This window comes from Niastella sp. sgz303648, assembly GCF_059587045.1.
In genome coordinates, this window is sequence record NZ_JCAPSW010000017.1 from 99,265 (window position 1) to 117,309 (window position 18,045).

The 18,045-nt window shown below is 38.9% G+C and carries 18 protein-coding genes and 1 tRNA gene; 10 read left to right on the plus strand and 9 right to left on the minus strand.

The features are described 5' to 3' along the window. The first annotated feature begins 25 nt into the window (after window positions 1–25). Window positions 26–1,327 carry a site-specific integrase gene (locus tag AC59IL_RS32515; RefSeq protein WP_496556424.1) on the plus strand — a complete coding sequence of 434 codons (1,302 nt, stop codon included), beginning with the start codon at window positions 26–28 and terminating at the stop codon, window positions 1,325–1,327. A gap of 180 nt (window positions 1,328–1,507) precedes the next feature. Here the strand turns inward: AC59IL_RS32515 and AC59IL_RS32520 are convergent, their stop codons facing one another. The 3 genes from AC59IL_RS32520 to AC59IL_RS32530 are packed head-to-tail and all read right to left on the minus strand — an operon-like array spanning window position 1,508 to window position 3,317. Then, window positions 1,508–2,296, minus strand: a complete 789-nt coding sequence (locus AC59IL_RS32520) for an ImmA/IrrE family metallo-endopeptidase (RefSeq protein ID WP_496556425.1) — start codon at window positions 2,294–2,296, stop codon at window positions 1,508–1,510. Beyond that, the gene (locus AC59IL_RS32525; RefSeq protein WP_496556426.1) at window positions 2,293–2,709 is read right to left on the minus strand and encodes a hypothetical protein; all 417 of its coding nucleotides are present in this window, start codon (window positions 2,707–2,709) and stop codon (window positions 2,293–2,295) included. The genes AC59IL_RS32520 and AC59IL_RS32525 overlap by 4 nt, the downstream gene beginning before the upstream one ends. Beyond that, the gene (locus tag AC59IL_RS32530) at window positions 2,706–3,317 is read right to left on the minus strand and encodes a hypothetical protein (RefSeq protein ID WP_496556427.1); all 612 of its coding nucleotides are present in this window, start codon (window positions 3,315–3,317) and stop codon (window positions 2,706–2,708) included. The genes AC59IL_RS32525 and AC59IL_RS32530 overlap by 4 nt, the downstream gene beginning before the upstream one ends. A gap of 113 nt (window positions 3,318–3,430) precedes the next feature. On the opposite strand from AC59IL_RS32530, the gene AC59IL_RS32535 reads away from it, so the two are divergent. The 5 genes from AC59IL_RS32535 (at window position 3,431) to AC59IL_RS32555 (ending at window position 7,680) form a co-directional block, all read left to right on the plus strand. After that, entirely contained in the window at window positions 3,431–3,979 is a 549-nt protein-coding gene (locus AC59IL_RS32535; protein ID WP_496556428.1) for a multiubiquitin domain-containing protein, read from the plus strand. 10 nt (window positions 3,980–3,989) lie between these two features. Then, window positions 3,990–4,355 (plus strand): E2/UBC family protein, encoded by a 366-nt coding sequence (locus AC59IL_RS32540; protein ID WP_496556429.1) that lies wholly within the window; start codon window positions 3,990–3,992, stop codon window positions 4,353–4,355. Then, complete coding sequence (locus AC59IL_RS32545) at window positions 4,352–5,869, plus strand: ThiF family adenylyltransferase (protein WP_496556430.1); 1,518 nt, start codon at window positions 4,352–4,354, stop codon at window positions 5,867–5,869. Before AC59IL_RS32540 ends, AC59IL_RS32545 begins: the two co-directional genes overlap by 4 nt. Before the next feature lie 71 nt (window positions 5,870–5,940). Next, a complete protein-coding gene (locus AC59IL_RS32550) occupies window positions 5,941–7,125 on the plus strand; it encodes a tetratricopeptide repeat protein (protein WP_496556431.1) in 1,185 nt (394 codons plus the stop codon). Window positions 7,126–7,461: 336 nt separating this feature from the next. Next, window positions 7,462–7,680: a transposase gene (locus tag AC59IL_RS32555; protein ID WP_496556432.1), complete on the plus strand. Its 219-nt coding sequence runs from the start codon at window positions 7,462–7,464 to the stop codon at window positions 7,678–7,680. Between the two features lie 185 nt (window positions 7,681–7,865). Here AC59IL_RS32555 and AC59IL_RS32560 read toward each other — a convergent pair whose 3' ends face one another. The 4 genes from AC59IL_RS32560 to AC59IL_RS32575 form a co-directional block, all read right to left on the minus strand. Next, entirely contained in the window at window positions 7,866–8,492 is a 627-nt protein-coding gene (locus tag AC59IL_RS32560; protein ID WP_496556433.1) for a hypothetical protein, read from the minus strand. Between the two features lies 1 nt (window position 8,493). After that, entirely contained in the window at window positions 8,494–9,552 is a 1,059-nt protein-coding gene (locus tag AC59IL_RS32565) for a GmrSD restriction endonuclease domain-containing protein (protein WP_496556434.1), read from the minus strand. Between the two features lie 611 nt (window positions 9,553–10,163). Next, window positions 10,164–11,384: a site-specific integrase gene (locus tag AC59IL_RS32570; RefSeq protein WP_496556435.1), complete on the minus strand. Its 1,221-nt coding sequence runs from the start codon at window positions 11,382–11,384 to the stop codon at window positions 10,164–10,166. Window positions 11,385–11,687: 303 nt separating this feature from the next. Continuing rightward, a tRNA-Asp gene (locus tag AC59IL_RS32575) sits at window positions 11,688–11,761 on the minus strand. A 253-nt stretch (window positions 11,762–12,014) separates the two neighbouring features. Between AC59IL_RS32575 and AC59IL_RS32580 the strand changes: the two genes are divergently transcribed. Continuing rightward, on the plus strand, window positions 12,015–12,536 hold the full coding sequence (locus AC59IL_RS32580) for a hypothetical protein (protein ID WP_496556436.1): 522 nt from the start codon (window positions 12,015–12,017) through the stop codon (window positions 12,534–12,536). Between the two features lie 47 nt (window positions 12,537–12,583). Here the strand turns inward: AC59IL_RS32580 and AC59IL_RS32585 are convergent, their stop codons facing one another. Further along, on the minus strand, window positions 12,584–13,042 hold the full coding sequence (locus tag AC59IL_RS32585) for a lipocalin-like domain-containing protein (protein WP_496556437.1): 459 nt from the start codon (window positions 13,040–13,042) through the stop codon (window positions 12,584–12,586). A 174-nt stretch (window positions 13,043–13,216) separates the two neighbouring features. On the opposite strand from AC59IL_RS32585, the gene AC59IL_RS32590 reads away from it, so the two are divergent. From AC59IL_RS32590 to AC59IL_RS32600, 3 genes are read left to right on the plus strand one after another with little or no spacing between them, the layout of a single operon-like run. Continuing rightward, on the plus strand, window positions 13,217–14,032 hold the full coding sequence (locus tag AC59IL_RS32590) for a hypothetical protein (RefSeq protein WP_496556438.1): 816 nt from the start codon (window positions 13,217–13,219) through the stop codon (window positions 14,030–14,032). A gap of 22 nt (window positions 14,033–14,054) precedes the next feature. Continuing rightward, window positions 14,055–14,588 (plus strand): RNA polymerase sigma factor, encoded by a 534-nt coding sequence (locus tag AC59IL_RS32595; protein ID WP_496556492.1) that lies wholly within the window; start codon window positions 14,055–14,057, stop codon window positions 14,586–14,588. Beyond that, window positions 14,588–15,223, plus strand: a complete 636-nt coding sequence (locus AC59IL_RS32600; RefSeq protein ID WP_496556439.1) for a hypothetical protein — start codon at window positions 14,588–14,590, stop codon at window positions 15,221–15,223. The genes AC59IL_RS32595 and AC59IL_RS32600 overlap by 1 nt, the downstream gene beginning before the upstream one ends. Window positions 15,224–15,228: 5 nt before the next feature. On the opposite strand, the gene AC59IL_RS32605 is transcribed toward AC59IL_RS32600, so the two are convergent. Further along, window positions 15,229–17,886, minus strand: coding sequence for a putative phage tail protein (locus AC59IL_RS32605; protein ID WP_496556440.1), 2,658 nt, complete (start codon window positions 17,884–17,886; stop codon window positions 15,229–15,231). Window positions 17,887–18,045: the final 159 nt, after the last annotated feature.

Here is an 18,045-nt window from a genome sequence, read left to right on the forward strand (position 1 = left end):
AGAACAAAACTCGACCTGTTAGTATATGCGCAGACATCCACTTACACTCATCGTAAAAAAAGGAAAAGAAAGAAAGGACGGCACCAGTATCGTCTTCTTACAGTATTGTTATTCGGACAAGCAAAAGCCATTGCTTGACACTGGTGTGGCTATCCCGCCTGCTTACTGGAACAAAAAAAGCAGAAAGATTTCAGACAACTTGCCTGCAGAGTATGGTAACGTCGAAGTGTTGGAGACGATTCTAACTACCAAGCTCCGAAAGGCAGAAGACATGATCAACGGAGCCCTTAAGAGAAAAGTATCGCCCGTAGAATTCTTAAAAATAAATTTTCCCCTGGCCGATAATTGGCAATTGAGCCAATTAAAAGAAAATAAGGACGAGTTGAACGTGTACAGCCAGTTCGATAATTATAAAGAGGAAAGAAGAACAGAAGTGTCCAAAGCCACGCTCAATGTAATCGGAATGGTTAAACACCACCTTAAGAGCTTTGAGAAATATTCAGGTAAGCCCATCACCTTCGACAGCTTTGACTTTGATTTTTACCGAGAGTTTGTAAAGTTTCTCACCTATGACTACGTTCTTTTAACCAGGAAGGAGGTAACAAAAGGATTGCGTGTAAACAGCATCGGGAAAACCATTAAATGGCTAAAGGCATTTCTTAGAAATCGGATGGCAAAAAAAATAATTCCTTACATAGACCTGATACTGTACCTGGGAATGGAAGAAGACACTGACGCGATTTACTTAAACTGGAAAGAAATATCTGCAATTTATCGGCTGGATTTATCGGGTAGCCCGGACATGGAGCATGTAAGGGACGAATTTATTTTAGGTTGCCTTACAGGTTTTCGCTTTAGTGATTATAGTGAGGTAGCTCCTGAAGAGATTAGAGACGGGATGCTGTTCGTAAAACAACGAAAAACCACTGATCGCGTCGTTGTTCCACTGCGACCCGAGGCGCTTGCCATTCTGCGGAAATATAACATGCAAATGCCGCCGGTAAATAACGTTGACTTCAATTGCTGGATAAAGGAGGTAGCCAAACTTGCAGAGATAAACGAACCAATCAAATTTTCATATAAGCGGGGTAATGAAATGATAGAAGAAATCCGTCCAAAATATGCCTGGGTTACCTCACATACCTGTAGGCGTTCTTTCTGCACAAATGAGTTTTTAGACGGTACACCAATCACCCTAATTATGGCTATTAGCGGGCACAAGACAGAGAAAGCCTTCAGGAAATATATTAAGGCGGACGCTCTTGAAAAGGCTCTCATGATTCAGAAAATATGGAAGGATAGACCATCATGGCAACGTGCTGGATAGATTATCACTGACAATCCCAAGAAGACATAGCTGCGCAGTTGAACATACCTGCGCAATGTTGGTCACATAGAAATCACAAATTTTAGAACGAAGTACAACGTGCTTCATTTAATCCAAGAAATTAAGAAAACATATTGGTTTTATCCGCGTTAAAGAGTTTCTCAAAAGTGTTTTTTATAATTATTTTTCCCAAATTACACTTAATGTATAATTGAAGGATTTTACAAATAAGCAATATTCATAAAATCGACTATCAGGCTCGTCATTACTTTTCATTTCAAACCAATCTGACTTCCAAATGTCCTGTTTAGCCGCATCGCCATGATATGCTTTTTTGCCTGAAAATATTTCATACGCAACTGAGCCAGTTGGCGGAGGTTCGTTGTACTGAAACAGTGAGTAACAATAGAAGTCATCTGATTTTTTAAACCACTTCATTTTGTTGTCTTTGCAAAAAACAACAAATACAGGATGATTGCCTCTTTTGACAAATTTGAGTATAGCTGCTGTTTTACTCACTTGAAAACGGGCCGCCAGATGATCAATAACCTTCGGTTCAAATTTTTTTCGTTCACACTCTTTATAAAAAAGTTCTGAAGGCATTAAAAATTCTGCGGCAAACTCATTTGCTTCTGTTTCATGGGGGCCAGCCTTATACCAATTGATTAAATCCTCCTCTGTATCAGAAAATATTGGTCGCTTATCGCGGTGCATTTCATAATGGCCTAATTCATGGCAAGCAGCAAATCTTTTTTTTGTTTCAAATTGTATATTGGAGTTAATAGTAATAATTGACCTGTTTCCGACTGATACTATTTCTCCTTCTTTGCCATCCAATGGTGCTTCTTCATAAAAAGCATGGCGTCCAAGAATTATTGTTTCCAGTGGAAATTCTGTCGGATCATTAAGCCCACAATCATCCAACACAATTTTTGCTTTTATCTCAGCTTGTGAATATTTGAAATTCATTTTTGGTCTTTGTCCTGATCCGTCATGAACTTTAAAGTAAAATGCTTGATGAGAATGTTTCGAATATCATCTTTACTCAAACTTTCAACGTTTCTGAAACTCATCGCCAGGTCTTCTTTTTGAACCAAATTTGTTAGCGAGAAATCCATGCTGGTCAACAGGCTGTCGACCCAGGCTGTTGCCTTTTCCTTTACCGCATCTGCTGCCTTCATTTCTGCCTCTGTTTTTTTGGCATTAGCCAACAGTTGCATTTGTTTAATTTTCTTTAATCCATCTGAGACTAATTTTTCAGTATTAATTCCCTCAGATTGTAAGTACGCTTTAGCAGTTTCTTTGCTATTACTATCTTGTTCTGCAGAACCATGGATAAGGTTTACAAAATCACACTTAGTTTTATTTTTTTTACTTGTCATGCAGACTGTGTGGTTTTATTGAATATTAAAGCGGCGCGGTTAATAACTGTCTTTAACCGACGCATCCCGTTGTTGTATTCAGCTTCAGTCATTTTGAACTCCTGAATTATTTCTCTTCGTATCATACCGTAAGAATATAAGCCCAAAAAAATGTTTTCTACGTCCTTATCACCCTGAATTTCCTTTTCAATATATTCTTTGATAGCCTTGTAATCAATATCATCGGGAAACAATGCTTCGATATGAGGTAGAATGCGGTCTAAATAGGACCCGTTGTCATCATCATCTTTATTGCTATTTGCAAATACATCTTTGCTCAATCGATTTTCTTCCTTTCTCGCATCATTACCAACCAAAGTGCGAATTAAGTTATACTTCAGATAATCAACCAAATTGCCTTTGGTATGATCAAACTTTTGTGGTTCTTCAAGGTATTTGTCGATTGCCGTAAAAACATAGTCTCTGACTTCTTTGCCCATCAAGAAAGTGGTTGTATTTGATTTCCGGAACCATGTTAAACTTGAAGCCAAGGAGCTGGTAAAAGCTGAAAGCTTTAAAATAATATCCTCCCAGTCTATTTCGCCTTGAGCAGTTGTTGGTGTACTCATGAAGGGGGTTGTTCATGATTAGTAATGTTGGTAAAGTAATTTTTTTTACGGTTACCTGCAAAAAAAAGCTTGTCACCAACATATAATAAGTATAAAACAAAATTTTTTATACGATGGAAAATCAGGCTCAAAATTCAGAGGATCAGCAGTTCCAGGAAGGAGTTGTTGATATTGAGGCATTTACAAAAGAAGGTAAAAATCCGCCTCATGGAAAACAGTATATGGTAAAGGTAAATGAAAAGCATTATGTTTTTGAAAAACAGATAGTCACAGGCCAGGAAATTCTACAGAAAGCAGGTTTTTCGCCAGTAGAATGCTATTGGCTTTATCAAAAGCTAAAAGGATGTGATTTTGAAAAAATCGACCTGAATGAACCAGTCGATTTGGCTAAGCCGGGCATAGAACAGTTTGTGGTTAAACCTACAGAAGTATTTAATTATTTCGTAGACGACGAACCAGAAACTACTGAACAAAAGGAATTAACGGCAAACCAAATTTTGGAAGCAGCGGGATTAACACCCGTCTCAGACTATTATCTGGTTAGGCTAAATGTCGATGGGTCCCAAACATCGTTTAAAGACAGCCCGACCACACCTATCAAAATGATTTGTCCGGCTGTAAAGTTTGTGTCTGCCTTCAGAGGTGAAACAGGCGTATCATAAAAAATCATCTATGGCTAAATTAGACTTTATCAATCAATTGCAGGCTCTTGGCTATCCAACTCAGGAGCCTGCAGCTGATTTCGTTGCTATTGAATACGAAATCCCTGTTGGAAAATTTACCGGGCAAAAAGTGCAAATGGCCTTACAGGTGAATGATAGTTTTCCCATGAACGCCCCACCAGGCCCTCATTTTAAGCCGCACCTTCTACCGGTAAGTGGTGGTGGAGGTAGCCATCCTTACGGTGGAATAAACGCCAGCCCTTTGGGAGCGGATTGGCAGTATTGGAGTCGGCCCTTCAAAGAATGGAACAGAAGCAATAAAGATGCTAAAACATATTTAGCGCACATCAGAAATTTATTTGCAACCATCTTATGAGAACTTATAGCGTTATAATCACTGATGATTTCCAGCAGCAGTTAGTTTCCCATTTAATCCGTAATGATGGCCAGGAAGACCTTTGCTTTGCAACATATGTCCCGTCAACTGGTAATGCGCGAACTACTGGTATTCTTTCGTTTATAATATTGCCGACAGAAGGTGAACGGAAAGTGCATGGAGATGTAGGCTTTATGCCGGAATATTTAGAAAGAGTGATACAAATTGCAAGGGACAGAAAAGAAGGCATTGTTTTCTTGCACTCTCATCCTTCTCCGGGCTGGCAGGGAATGAGTGGCCCTGATGTTATTGCTGAAACAAGAATATCACCTGCTGTAAAAGCTGCAACGGGATTGCCTTTGTTAGGCATGACACTCGGCACCGATGGTGCCTGGAGTGCGAGATTTTGGGTAAAGCATGAAACTCAGAAAAGAACATATAACCGGCTTTGGTGTGAAACAGTTCGGGTCATTGGAAAGAAATTATCAGTAACCTTCAACGACAATTTGCTTCCACCGTCATTTGATATTAATAAACAGCTCAGGACAATTTCAGCGTGGGGATCTAAAAAACAAGAAGATTTATCCCGCCTTAGAATTGGAATTGTTGGACTGGGAAGTGTCGGTAGTGTTGTTACTGAAATCCTTGCACGCACCGGAATTGCAAACTTTACGCTAATTGATTTTGATAGTGTTGAAGAAAAGAATCTGGATAGGTTAACCAATGTTTTTAAAGAAGATATTGGTAGAGCGAAGGTATTGGCAGTTGCCGATGGAATTCAAAGAAGCGCTTCTGCCCCCAAAGTAAAAATCGCTTGTTGTGAATATAGCATTTGCGAAAAAGAAGGATTTGAAGCAGCACTAAGCTGTGATATTCTCTTCAGTTGCGTTGATAGACCTTGGCCAAGGCAGGTTTTGAACTTTATTTCTTATGCTCACCTGATCTCCGTGATTGATGGTGGAATTTTTGTCCGAACAAATAAAAGCAATACCAATATTGCTGGCGCTGATTGGAAAGCTCAAACGATCGGTTACAAAAGACCATGTTTAGAGTGTTTAGGACAGTATAAGACTGAAAACGTTTCTCTCGAAATCAGCGGCATGTTGGATGATCCCGATTACATTAAAACATGGGATCAATCTAAAATTGTAAATGCTCACGAAAACGTTTACGTTTTTAGCTCTCATTTAGCCTCAATGGAAGTTTTGCAAATGCTTTCGCTATTTATGGCTCCTGCCGGCATAAGTGATGTTGGTCAACAGCTATATCATTTTACATTAGGAATGTTGGATATAGAAAATGAAATACATTGCCATGAGAACTGTTTCTTTCCTTCAATTACAGGTAGAGGAGATTTTGCAGGGGTAACGCCGTATACAAGGCATAAAGTTGCTGAAGATGCGAGAAATTTAAGAAATGAAATAAACGCCAGAAGAGTTCATTCTAGTAATAGTAACCCAAAGAAAAAAAATTGGCTCGCAAAATTAAAAGGGTTCTTAGGTATTCGAAACTAGAGAGAACATCTTATATGCTGGCTTTTATCGGCCGGCCTAATTAATATAAACTGATATCTAACTAAATATTCATGAGCTTAGTTGTAGCCCGAAAATTTGAAAACCAATTATCTATAGTAAGTGACACGAAACTTACTTATCCAAACCATGAGGTTAGGAAGCAAAAAACAAATCCTTCTGAGGGAGTAATAAAAAGTATTATTATCAACTCAAATATCTGCGTCTCTTTTGCAGGAGAAATTGATGCTGCAGAAAAAGCTTTTTCCGAAATTAAAGAAGATAGTACTATTGATGAAATAATCAATATCTTAAAATATTACCACCAGGTATCTGACTATAAAACCGAATTTCTTTTGTGTTATGGGCCTGTTCCAACTATTTATAAATTTAAGAGTAACGAATATGGTTCCGTTCATTCGTCCTGGATAGGCAATCACCAGGCATTTAATGCGTTCCAATCAAGTGTGATGGGTATTGCCCCTAAAACCAAAAAGAAAGAAAAGAAGCAACAAAATAAGAATTTGCCTGTTACTAACAAGCCGACGATAATACTTGAGGAAATGAACCTCACGATGGAGCAAGAAACGAATCCACTTTTTTCAAAATTATCATCAGCCATGGATGAAGTCATAGAAAATGGCAAAATAGACAGCGTTGGTGGATATAAGATTCATGTAGTGTTTAAAGAAAAGTTTTTTTACAATTTTTATGTAAAAACTTATAGAGGTGAATTTGCATTTGTGGGTGAAGGCTCACATATAATATCACATGGAGACGCCGCCGAAGGGGCTTACAGCATAAATTTTTTAGGTAGTTCCCCTGATTTTTTAAGCGTGGGTTTGCATATTAAGCAAGCAAACCTGGGGATCCTATATCACAGAAAACAAAACGGTTTATTATTGCCCTCCCTTTACAATATGGATGAAGTGGACTTTATCGATCTGGTAAAGACTGAGTATAATTTAAATGCACCGATATTCACACAAGACAGAATTCACAAATTTGTTACTGCGGGAAGAAAAGCTTTTGGCGAGAAAAATTTCAACAAGGCTAAGGAACTTTTTGACAAAGCAATTAACGGAGCAAAAGGAAAGCAAAAAGCGGAGATACTTTATTTCAATGGTGTTACGTTGCTGAATTTAAGAGAACAAGCAAAAGCCGTACTAGCATTTAAAGAAGCAATTGAACTTGATCGAACAATTGAGAATAGAGTGAGATTGGCTTTTCATTCATTCATAAGGAAAGAAAGTCAATGAATTCTATTTTTTTCAATAAATAGATCATTGACTTTCTATTAAATCAAAGTCGACCAGCATAGACCGCAGAATTTGGTTGAAGCAATTGAGGAATATACCACAAGACAAGGGGCGAAAAAACTTTATGGACTATTGAGCCAATTAAAAGAAAATAAGGACGAGTTGAACGTGTACAGCACTTATCAGACTTCTATTACCAACGAAGCACCCGTCGCCTTATATAAGGCAAATAGGACGAGAATGACCTAGTCATTGTCCCTTAAAAACAAGTTGCATTGGAGGGAGAGCCGATTATAAAAGCTGGAATAAACAGTGGACAAACTACTTTACGATCAGATGCACGAAAGGCTTGGGACACTCTATGCAAAGAAGATGAAAAAGCTCAGGCTATCAGCAGTAGAACCTGTACTCCGTACACTCATCAACTTTGTAGGGCTTCGCAGAATATGGACAAGAGGGATAAACAGTGCAAACAAATTTATGCTGGGAGCTGCCATAGCCTACAATCTTAAAAAATGGATGAATTATCATGAGAAAAAATCAAAACAGCAGTAATGGCCTTGAAAAAGGCCGGAAAAAGCTCACTTCTACTTATGGACGTTATTCCGATCCTATTTTGCTAATAATACCAAATCATTAAAGTATTACAGCAGTTATTGAAATAAAAAGGTTTATCAAAACCTGGCTACATCACTTTTATAAATTAGTTGTGCAACTGCCACTTTTGTTAGCTAGAGCTATTAGCCATTTGCAATTTGTTCTGCAGCAATATCAATCAAAGTCAAATATCTATCAAGTACATTTTGAGCTGCAGCACCAGTACGTGGGTCTGTCGCAAACAATAGTTGGTATGCGGTATAATTTGTACAAGGGGTAGATAATATTCGTGTCGCCAAACCATCTAATTTGTCAGATGTGGTAGATGATAAATGAGCTGCTGAATTTCGGATTGTTTTCATGTCCATTAAATCTGCATTTATAGCAGATAAAGCAATGTCAAATACATAACCTTGATGGAAAAAAATCTTACTAATCGCTCTAACGGTTTCGGGATTAGACCAATCCATATATTTCTGATTACCGATAATTATTTGATTTGCATGCTTTCTATCAATGGGCGTCGCCCATTTAGCAGGTCTTCTCCGTAAAATAGATTCTTCATTTATCAGGTAATCAATAAAGGAGCTTTCGACAAATGTTTCCCAAGCAACAAACATTTTTAGAAACGCTGATTCAGTAATGAATATTCTAAGATTTGCAGCTATTTTGAAATTACCTCTAGCATATTTTTGATGGGCAAACTGAATATGCTGTTTCATTTCATTAATAGTGGCTCTGAAATCAACTAAATTCTGATTTAAAGCCATATTAAATTGAATTAATAATTGCTAATAAGTATTTAGTCCTCCTTGTTCTCACCGTAGTATCGGTAGTAGCTCTCCTGCTATCTTCTAAGAACTGAATATCTCCAGGAGGAAGCTGATTAATTAATTTTACTTCAAAAAGTAAATTAAGCTCTGTAAGTCGGACTTTGACTTGTTCGTATTTAGTCTTTTCAATTTTTCGAACGGGTATATCAATTTCTTTCAGTCCAAATAAAGTGTGGTAAAAACTGGTGAAAAGTGAATAGAACAAATGAATTCTCTTGAACTCCGTATTCTTTAGCCCTTCGTCGAACACTTCCTTTATCAGATACATTGTTTTATCGAAGCTATCGACTATAGTATCTGTGTTGTAATTGAACTCTTTCTCAAATTTGTCGTAGAATGATTTTATTTGTTTTTTTGATTGGATACCTTCCAACATTGCGATTACTAAATCAGCTACCAATGTAGTGTCTTCCATACGTAATATCTTCTGGTTTGTCAGAAGTTTATTTTCAGTCCAGAAATCATTGAACTTATGGGCAAGCCTATCTACTACTATTTTGAACAGACTAAAGTGATTAGCATGGATTTTTTCCTGTTCGTTAAGAATTACAGAGTAAGAATTCAACCTGCTGAAAATATCCAATATTTCATTATCTGGTAAATTAACGAGAAGGTCGACTGCGAGCTCGTAGTTCAAAATCTGAGCTTGGATTTCAGGGTCAACATTTCCAAGTTGACTAAAAAAATAACCACCATATCTTTCATTATGCTTTTTACTTATTACGAATCCGTCATTGAGAAAAGAAATGATTGTTCGCAATCTTTGTTGTCCGTCAACGACTTCTCGTATTGATTGACGTGTATCAACATTAATTGTTTGTCGAATGAAAATTTTAGGAATGGGCTTGCCTCTAATAATTGTATCCATTAGATAGGACTTTGCATCTTCGGTCCAAACGGATTTTCTTTGAAATTTTGGAGAAAGTTGCAATTGCTTTTTGTCATTCCATTCTAAAAAGTCATTAATACTATATGTCCTACTGTCAAAATTCTTCATCTTGCAAGTTGTTTATTCGATTTGCGCTAATGCTCAAATTTAGGCAATAGCCGTACATTTTTAACTAAGTGAAAAGTAATCTTTTGACTGTACATAGTCAAGGAAAAGGAAGGCCGGCGAAGGTAGCAGATTACCCCGAATATGCGTAATGGAAACACGAAGCCTGTCCTGCGCCTACCAGTTATTGTTTTGGGTTGGTGTGGGCGCCGGATAGGTTTCTTGCCCCGCTGCCCTGCTGTCTTTTGCCCTTGCGAATAATCGGGGATCCCAACCTGCTATCGCCGTCCTTTCTTTTTGCTCCTGTCTCCCGTCACGCAAAAAAGGTTATCGAATTGAAACAATTGACGCAGGACAAGATTTGATGTTTAGCTGCATAGTTTTATTCCATAAGTCTCTTCACCCCAGAGCCGCATTCCACAAATAAACTTGTGGATCCTACAAAGCACAAAAAATAAGAAAACAGCCGCATTGCTAAGATAATAGCAAAAGAGCTAAAATGCTATTTGTAAGCCTTGGCACTACAAGGCCTTAAAGGGCCAGGTAACTTTTATACAGGAATGAAAAACGGCTCGATCAAGAAGCCTATTAGGTAAGTACAAAAAACAGCTTATTTACTTTTCACCCAGCTTTTCAAACAACCCCTTCGTATCATCACTAATTTTTTTATCAGTTACTCGGGCATAAATCTGAGTAGATTTTACACTTCTGTGCCCGAGCATTTTACTAACAGTATCAATGGGTACCCCTTTTCCCAAAGTAACAGTCGTAGCAAAAGTGTGCCTGGCGACATGAAATTTAAGATTTGTTGTGATGCCGCAAATGTCTCCAAGCTCTTTCAGATAGGCATTTACTTTTGAATTTGATGGAACAGGGAACAGCAGGTGTTCAGGAGATTTATTGCTATAATCCTTATATTTATCAATTAGGGCCGCTGCTGGAGGAAATACAGGAACTCTCTCAGAAATGCCAGTTTTCTGACGATTCTTGATTAGCCATTGTTTACCATCAATGCCAATTTTAAGATGATTCAATGTTAGGTTTATTACATCAACATAAGCAAATCCCGTATAACAACTAAAAACAAAGATATCGCGTACCGTTGCCAGGCGCGGGATACTTATTTCTTTTACTTCAAGCCGATGAAGTTCTTCATCTGAAAGGTGAGGAACTTTGGGATCAATGTGCTTCACTTTGTACCGGGAAAAGGGATCGTTATCCAACCATTCCTTGTCTACACAATCACGAACAATCTTTTTTAAATTTTTTATCATTTTGCCGGCTGAGTTTATGGTCATGCCCAATTCACCTTGCAAATAATAAACAAAATGGGATGCAAAAGGCAAACGCAGGTCCTTCAATAAGATATCACTTCCTAAGTCACGCCATTTCAAAAAATTGACCAGGTGCTTTTCCATCGTTTTGTACTTGGTCTGTGTCGATTTCTTATAAACACCTTTTGTTACCTGCTTTTCCAGGTCAAGCAGGCTTAATCTAACTGCTTCCAATAACGTACGTGTGTTGCGATCCTGGCCGAACCATTTTTCCCTAAGTGTTCGCACACTGAACTGGCGCCCTTCTTTTTGAATTTGTTCTTTATAATCATAGACTTTCTTTCTGATTTCATCGAGGTCCATATTAGTATGCATTACACTATCTGAAGTGCCAATCACCTTGCCGGCTGAAGGCGACCAGTTGGTAGGCTCTGTATGTTGATGTGTTGCTGCTTCAAAACGCTCGCCATCAATAGTAACGCGCAGGTAAATGGGAAGTAATTGGTGATGGGTAAGCCGCGATCTTTTTCCAATAAAATGGATAATAATTTTAGGTTCCATATATGCCTCCTTTTTTGTCACAGCAAAGCAGGCGTCTCTCAATTATATGGCCGCATAAACCTTACCAAACCGCACAAATTCAAAATATTAACTTTTATAGGATACCAAAAAAATCATCGATTTATGCCTCAGCATATGCACCCTGGGAGGAATTAATTTTTCTCACGCAGACAATCTATAAAGAATTGATCGAATGGAAATTAATAAAAGCGAAAATGAAGACTGTGAAAAAACGCGGACCCGAAAAATAAACTAAAATTATAAAGCCCTCTGATTTAGAGGGCTTTAAGTGCAGATTACCTGCGGACCGGACGGGACTCGAACCCGCGACCTCCGCCGTGACAGGGCGGCATTCTAACCAACTGAACTACCGATCCTTATGCTGTAAAACGTTTCCGTTTTTTTAGCTCGTTCGTTTTTGGGATGGCAAAGATAGTAGTTTTGGGATTACTCCAAAAAAAGTTTTTTAGATTTTTTTATTGAAAATGAAAGATTTCTGGTTTTAGATGCGAAGGAGTGGTGTGTTGAGAGGGAAGTCTTCTGGAAGGAATTAAATGTTTAATTTTTTTTGGGGGGAATTTCATATTGCAGTGTTATATAAATTATCTGTACAGACTAAAAAAAAGATCATTGAACCTCCCAACCAACATAAAAGAAACATTTTTTGAAACACTTTATGGTGATAAAAGTGTATTGGAATTTGAGCAATGGCTTTATGAAAACAAGCAACTGGAACTTATGTTGAGTCCCGAAGATTATTTAGACTTAATCTCATATGGGTATAAGGACACTAAGGCAAAGTATGAGTTGTACAAACTTTTAGAAAAACATATCGACGGGGGAGAATACGAAAAATGGAAGCTATTGAAATTATTACGTAAGGCACTTAAAAGGGATGGCGACCTTGCGACAATTTTGATGACTTTTTACCAACTTTATTGTAACGGTTATTATTTTTTAAACAATTTGGCAATTGGCTATGGTTTAACTGTCGAAGTGCCTAATGGCTACACTGATACGTGGGACGATCTTACTGCTGATCAGCAGAAAAAAATCCTTGATAGCTTTTATCCTGAAATTGAATATGAAATTAATAAAGTAATAGGTTGGTTAGAAAATGACAAGGTAATTTTTACCGGCAAAACAGCCTGAATAACTTTCAGGCTGTTTTCGATAAAGGGAGGGTGTATTATAAAATTTTACTGTTTCGTCAACGTAAATATCATTCTATCTCCTTTCGCAATTAAATCATCATGATAAAACACCAACTGCTTACAATCAAAGGCCGAAACAACGCCGTTGTCGATAATACCAGCTTCGCTGGTGGTTAGTACATTGTCTTTTACATTCCAGGTGCCGTTACTGCTTTCATTGGGTGAACAGGTTACACCAACGTCGTTATAATTATAAGTGCCATTGGCGTGCAATTCTATTATATCATCTTTTTCACAGTTGTCTAAGTATGGCAGATAATCTACCTCCGTAGCTGTACTGTTCGCTTTATATTTTACTGCCGTTAATTTATAAGTGCCTGATATATGTTGCATATCGGTTTTGCATTCATTATTGTTGCTCGATTCTTTTTGACAGGCTGTAAGCACTCCTGCCGTTGCAGTAATTAAAAATATAGACTGAATCTTTCTGATTATGTTACTCATGTAATAAAGTTTAATATTTACTAATTCTTTTGAAGCGCTTCGGGGGTAATACCCGCGTATACCCGGCAGAGGTTGGGTGAAAGAAAAAAATAATTTTTTTACGCCATTACCCAACCTTTGCATTGCATGTGGGGGTATTGCAGCAGAACCCGGTAATTAAACACTAACCTATATATGAAAAGTATAACAAGCCTGATCGTTTCGCTGATATTTACTTCCTGTACAGCCATGAAGTTATCGATACCCGATACCTTTAAAAAGCAGGCAACAAACTGGCGTGTGCAGGGCGCCCGGAAAAATAAAATGGTAGTAGGTGATTATTCAACCTCAAGAATTAAAAGAGGATTACATATTATGTCTTCGGGTGATAATGGTTTTTTTCTCGAAAATTTGTTGTTGTCGCCGGCAGGGGTGCAAAAGCAGGAACATGTGTCAACGGATAAAGCAAGGTTCAGGTATACTATATCTGATCAAAAAAATACGGCAGATATTTCTGGTCAGGAAAAGGAATTGTCCCGAAGCATCGGGTACCATGCAATGAGCAGTAATAGTATTTTGAACGGCCTGACACAGATTCAGCAACATGAATATATTTTTTCAGCACAAATAAAAACCAGGGGCGCCGATAGCACCGGTAACTGGCAACTGGCTATGAGTAACGCATATGACCGGCAAATAGATTCTGTAAAAAGCTTGTTCAAGTATGTACCGTCGGATGATAATGGTACTGCCACCAACGGTAAAGATACCATATTTATAAAATCCGTTTCGGTTCGAAATATGGAAGGAGCAAACGGTAAACAGGGAAGATTTCCCATTAAAATGCTGAGTGGCTATGAACTGAGCACTGCCGATGGCGTTATGGCGATTATTGATCTTATTGATAAAAGCGTTTGGATATACAATGAACTGGAAGAAAAAGACCATTTTATAATAGCCGCTATAACAACTGCACTCTTTACCCGGAAAGTGAATGATACAAAATGGTAAGATAAAATAGATAGAAAGAACACTGGAGCAGGAATTACATAGCATAATTGCTGATTGCAAAGCCGGCAACAGAAAGGCTCAGGAAAGTTTGTTCAAACAAATGTATCCTTTTGCTATGAGCATCGCTATGCGCTATTCGAGAGACGAGCAGGATGCTGCAGATATTCTCAGTCATGCTTTTATTAAAGTGTTTAAAAGTATGGCTTCATTTGATACAAATAAAGGAAGTTTTCATTCGTGGCTCAAACGCATTGTTATAAACGAAGCGCTTGATCATATAAAACATCGAAGCCGGTTCAGCAGCGAAGAGCTGGAAGAAGCGTACGATCCGGGCATCAGTAACAGTATTATTGAAAAAACAAATGCTGATGAAATCATGTGCATGATAAAACAACTGCCGCCGGCTACTCATGCCGTATTTACCTTGTTTGCCATTGAAGGCTATGGCCACAAAGAAATAGCACAGCAACTGGGTATCAGTGAGGGAACCAGCAAGTGGCATTTAAGTGAAGCAAGAAAAATTTTACAACAAAAATTATCAGTTACGGCTAAATAGTGAATGAGCGTACATCATATGAACAATTGATCGCAGAAAAGGCCGGGCAATGCACAGTGCCCGATATGGCTGATGCTATCTGGGCAACGATCGATGCCGGACTAAACCAGGCACCCGGCGATGCTGATAATACAGGCCAATCGTGCAATACCAGCCAATCAACCGGCCATTTTACCGGATGGGGAAAGCTATGGCTTTTTGCAGGATGCGTTATTGTAATCACGACAATTGTTTTGATATGGCTTAATTACAAAAGCGAAAAAATTAAACCGGAAAATTACCCGCAGCAACCGCAAAACCAGTCATCGCCTGTTCAGCGAAAAATGGATAGCCTGCAAATAGATTCGGTAATTGCAAAAAAAGCAACTCCCATATATTCACCATTGGTTCCAACCGCTGTTCCTTCCGTAATTGATAGCGCAGCTGTTAAAAATGATACAATCGCTAATCTTCCATTTATAAATCTTCCTAAGATTGATTCTGTTGTTCAACACCCGCAGGCGATTCCTGATTCTTCAGCTTCACTTCCTCCTCCTGCGTCAGCACCCCGGAAACCACGGGGCGTAAAAGGTATCATATTGGATGATTATAAAATAGTGCCGGTAAAAAAAGATTCTGCAAGCGAAAAAAACTGACCGGTTTAATATTTTATAACCATTATATTATAATGTTGCGCCGGAAGATCCATAGGGGCGCCGCTGTTATTGTTTAGCCTAACAGTAATTGTATTTGAGCCCGATACCCATGCATTATATGTTTCGCCATTACTCAGGGCTTCACCGTTTTTTTTGGTAATTAAAACAATATCGCCATCAGTTGCTCCCGGAACAGATACAGTTGTGGAAGAACTGTTGTTGTTGGTAATCGATGGGAAATCAAAAGTTATAGTGCTTCGCAGGGTACGTTGATAGGGTTCAACCGGCGCACCGCCAATAACCCTGAACTTTGGAGCTCTTGCATCACCCTGTTTGCCTGCTTTTACGCAAACCCATAATAGTTTTGTTGTATCAATGGTGTTTGTTTGAGTGGGATATCCGGGTCTTATAATATCTCCTTCCTTAAATACAATTGAATTGTAGAAACCTGTATAACCGGCCTGTAATTCGCCCGATAAACCGGTATTTTCCCAGTTTGTTTCATTCAATACGAATGCCCCGGTTTGTGAATATAAGGCGTTTGTACTAAGGGTTATTGAGTTACCACTAACAGCGGTAATGTACGTTCCAACGGGAAATGCAGGGTGATTGAAATACTGTCCGGCCTGCATCATATGATTGGCGCCAAAATCACCCGTTATATTAGTTATTGTATTTCCTGCAATATCGCCAATATAAAAGCTTGCCGTGGAGTGAAGTACCGGTTGCTGATACATATACAAAGACAATGCGCTGCCGCTATGAACCTTACCCGATAATCTCGTTACCGTAATTGTTTGTGCGGCTACATTCACTGATGCTATAGTTCCTACAGAAGCCAGTTTAGGTGTGCCGGTTACATCATCGGGCAAATAGCTTACTACCTGGGCCCCGGGAGCGCACTTAAAAATTTGTGTCCCCACTTTAAATACACAGGTGGCGGTTTTTGTATCTATAGTCGTTGGCGTAAAGGTGCCGGGAAGTGAATACACATTCATCCCTTTTCCACAAAATTTTTGCTTCATTTGTAATCCTGTCGAAGCTAAATCAAGGTAGCCGTTTTTGTAAAGCTCAAGTCCTGGTTTCAATACAATTGTGTTGGCAATTCCCGAACCATCGGTTATGAAATATTTCGGTCTTTCGCCTTCATTTGCATTCAGCTCATTATATACTGTATTGTCGAAAGGACCCTGTGTAAGAACCAGGTTGCCGGTGCAATTGTGTCGAATTACCATTTGTGCATTCACAAAAAACATGTTCGGGTCGCTTTCACTATAACAGCCAATATAGGAGTTATTAATGTTTAATATATTACACCAGGCAATTATCGGGGCGCGATGTTGTGAACCTGAGCTTTCTCCTGTAAGGTCAATAGTACAGTTGTCTAGTGTGATATTACCCAACTGATTGCCTTTGACAATGTCGCCTCCAATGCCATACAATAGCTCGGCGTGTATATCATTGAATTTGTGATTGTATCCTATTCCCCAGTTGGTCGTAGCCGTAAGCCACTTGTTACCGCCTGCAATATTGATATCTTCAGTATACACTGCACTGCTGGTACCATCGCCATACCGCTCATGATCAAAGATCACCTCGTTGCCGCCCCAGCACTTGATATCACGGCAATAGATTGTTCGGTTCTGTTGGTTACCAATGGCAATAGCAGATGCAGTGTGGCTAATCCAAAGGTGTTCAAAATTGTTGCATTCACCGTTCTGTGTCATACCGCTGGGCGAATTCATGATACCAACAGCAAACCCCTTCATGTAAACATTTTCTACTGAGATGGAAGTACTGCCCGAAGCGTTTACTTCGGTATACAAACCGGTTCTTAGCGGATACCTGTTGGCTGCCAGTACTGCCGAAGTACCAAACGGATCAATTACAACGCCCGCGTTTGGGCTGTATCGATTATTTCTGATACCAGGTAATGTCCATTTGGTAGCATTATCGCACATGTTCAGTGCGTTGATGTAGTAGGTGAGATTAAATCCTGTCATCGACAGGTTTTTAATGGTCATTGTTTTGCCTTTTTGTACGCCTATACAAAAGTCACTGCTGTCTGTTAAATGTAACACAGTTTCGCCCCCATCGCCATAAGTACCGGTACCATCATTGCCCCCGGTTTTATCGCCAACAATATCTACGCTTACAAATTCGGATACTCCATCTTTGTTGTCATCTTTTCGAATAAGTAAACCGCGCGACAACCAGTATACACCTGCCGGAATATAAACAGTTCCATGATTCCGGTTTTTGATGCACCAGTCAATTGCCCGCTGAATGTATGGATAGTCATCTGCTGTATTTTCAGCCGGGTTAGCCCCGAACCATCGAACATCGATATTGTTCTCGACATATCTTTTAAACCTTTTACCTCCGGGCGCCACCACTACCATAGCCGAATCATCGGTACTGGTAGCATCAGTAGGATCATAATAAAAATCGCCAATGGTGCCATTGTATATTACGCGGTATGTAACTGTTGGGGCAATATTGCTTATAGTTCTCAGGGCCTGGTAGCCGTTTAAATGTTCCATCAGATCTACCTTGGCCTTATCGCGGGCGCTCATTATGCCTGCCTTTTCTGCCTCTTTTGATTGTGCCAATAGCTCAACTGAACAAATGAGTAAAACCAAAAAAAAATTTAACCTTTTCATTTATAGTTGAATTAATAAAAAATTAAAGGAATTGAACCGTGTAATAGTTTCCGCTTACCTCGCAGTCAATAACCTGCATGCAAAAACACCCTGAAAATTTTTGGTATGTAAACGGTAAACGTACGGGTTTTTATTGCCGTGCCAGGCAAATTAAATGAA

What these genes read in the sequence shown, in the direction of transcription:
- AC59IL_RS32540 (WP_496556429.1), top strand. Translation starts at nt 3,990, where the DNA reads ATGGCTAAATTAGACTTTATCAATCAATTGCAGGCTCTTGGCTATCCA.
- AC59IL_RS32535 (WP_496556428.1), top strand. Translation starts at nt 3,431, where the DNA reads ATGGAAAATCAGGCTCAAAATTCAGAGGATCAGCAGTTCCAGGAAGGA.
- AC59IL_RS32560 (WP_496556433.1), bottom strand. Translation starts at nt 8,492, where the DNA reads ATGGCTTTAAATCAGAATTTAGTTGATTTCAGAGCCACTATTAATGAA.
- AC59IL_RS32530 (WP_496556427.1), bottom strand. Translation starts at nt 3,317, where the DNA reads ATGAGTACACCAACAACTGCTCAAGGCGAAATAGACTGGGAGGATATT.
- AC59IL_RS32585 (WP_496556437.1), bottom strand. Translation starts at nt 13,042, where the DNA reads ATGAGTAACATAATCAGAAAGATTCAGTCTATATTTTTAATTACTGCA.
- AC59IL_RS32515 (WP_496556424.1), top strand. Translation starts at nt 26, where the DNA reads ATGCGCAGACATCCACTTACACTCATCGTAAAAAAAGGAAAAGAAAGA.
- AC59IL_RS32590 (WP_496556438.1), top strand. Translation starts at nt 13,217, where the DNA reads ATGAAAAGTATAACAAGCCTGATCGTTTCGCTGATATTTACTTCCTGT.
- AC59IL_RS32525 (WP_496556426.1), bottom strand. Translation starts at nt 2,709, where the DNA reads ATGACAAGTAAAAAAAATAAAACTAAGTGTGATTTTGTAAACCTTATC.
- AC59IL_RS32605 (WP_496556440.1), bottom strand. Translation starts at nt 17,886, where the DNA reads ATGAAAAGGTTAAATTTTTTTTTGGTTTTACTCATTTGTTCAGTTGAG.
- AC59IL_RS32555 (WP_496556432.1), top strand. Translation starts at nt 7,462, where the DNA reads ATGCACGAAAGGCTTGGGACACTCTATGCAAAGAAGATGAAAAAGCTC.
- AC59IL_RS32545 (WP_496556430.1), top strand. Translation starts at nt 4,352, where the DNA reads ATGAGAACTTATAGCGTTATAATCACTGATGATTTCCAGCAGCAGTTA.
- AC59IL_RS32570 (WP_496556435.1), bottom strand. Translation starts at nt 11,384, where the DNA reads ATGGAACCTAAAATTATTATCCATTTTATTGGAAAAAGATCGCGGCTT.
- AC59IL_RS32550 (WP_496556431.1), top strand. Translation starts at nt 5,941, where the DNA reads ATGAGCTTAGTTGTAGCCCGAAAATTTGAAAACCAATTATCTATAGTA.
- AC59IL_RS32565 (WP_496556434.1), bottom strand. Translation starts at nt 9,552, where the DNA reads ATGAAGAATTTTGACAGTAGGACATATAGTATTAATGACTTTTTAGAA.
- AC59IL_RS32520 (WP_496556425.1), bottom strand. Translation starts at nt 2,296, where the DNA reads ATGAATTTCAAATATTCACAAGCTGAGATAAAAGCAAAAATTGTGTTG.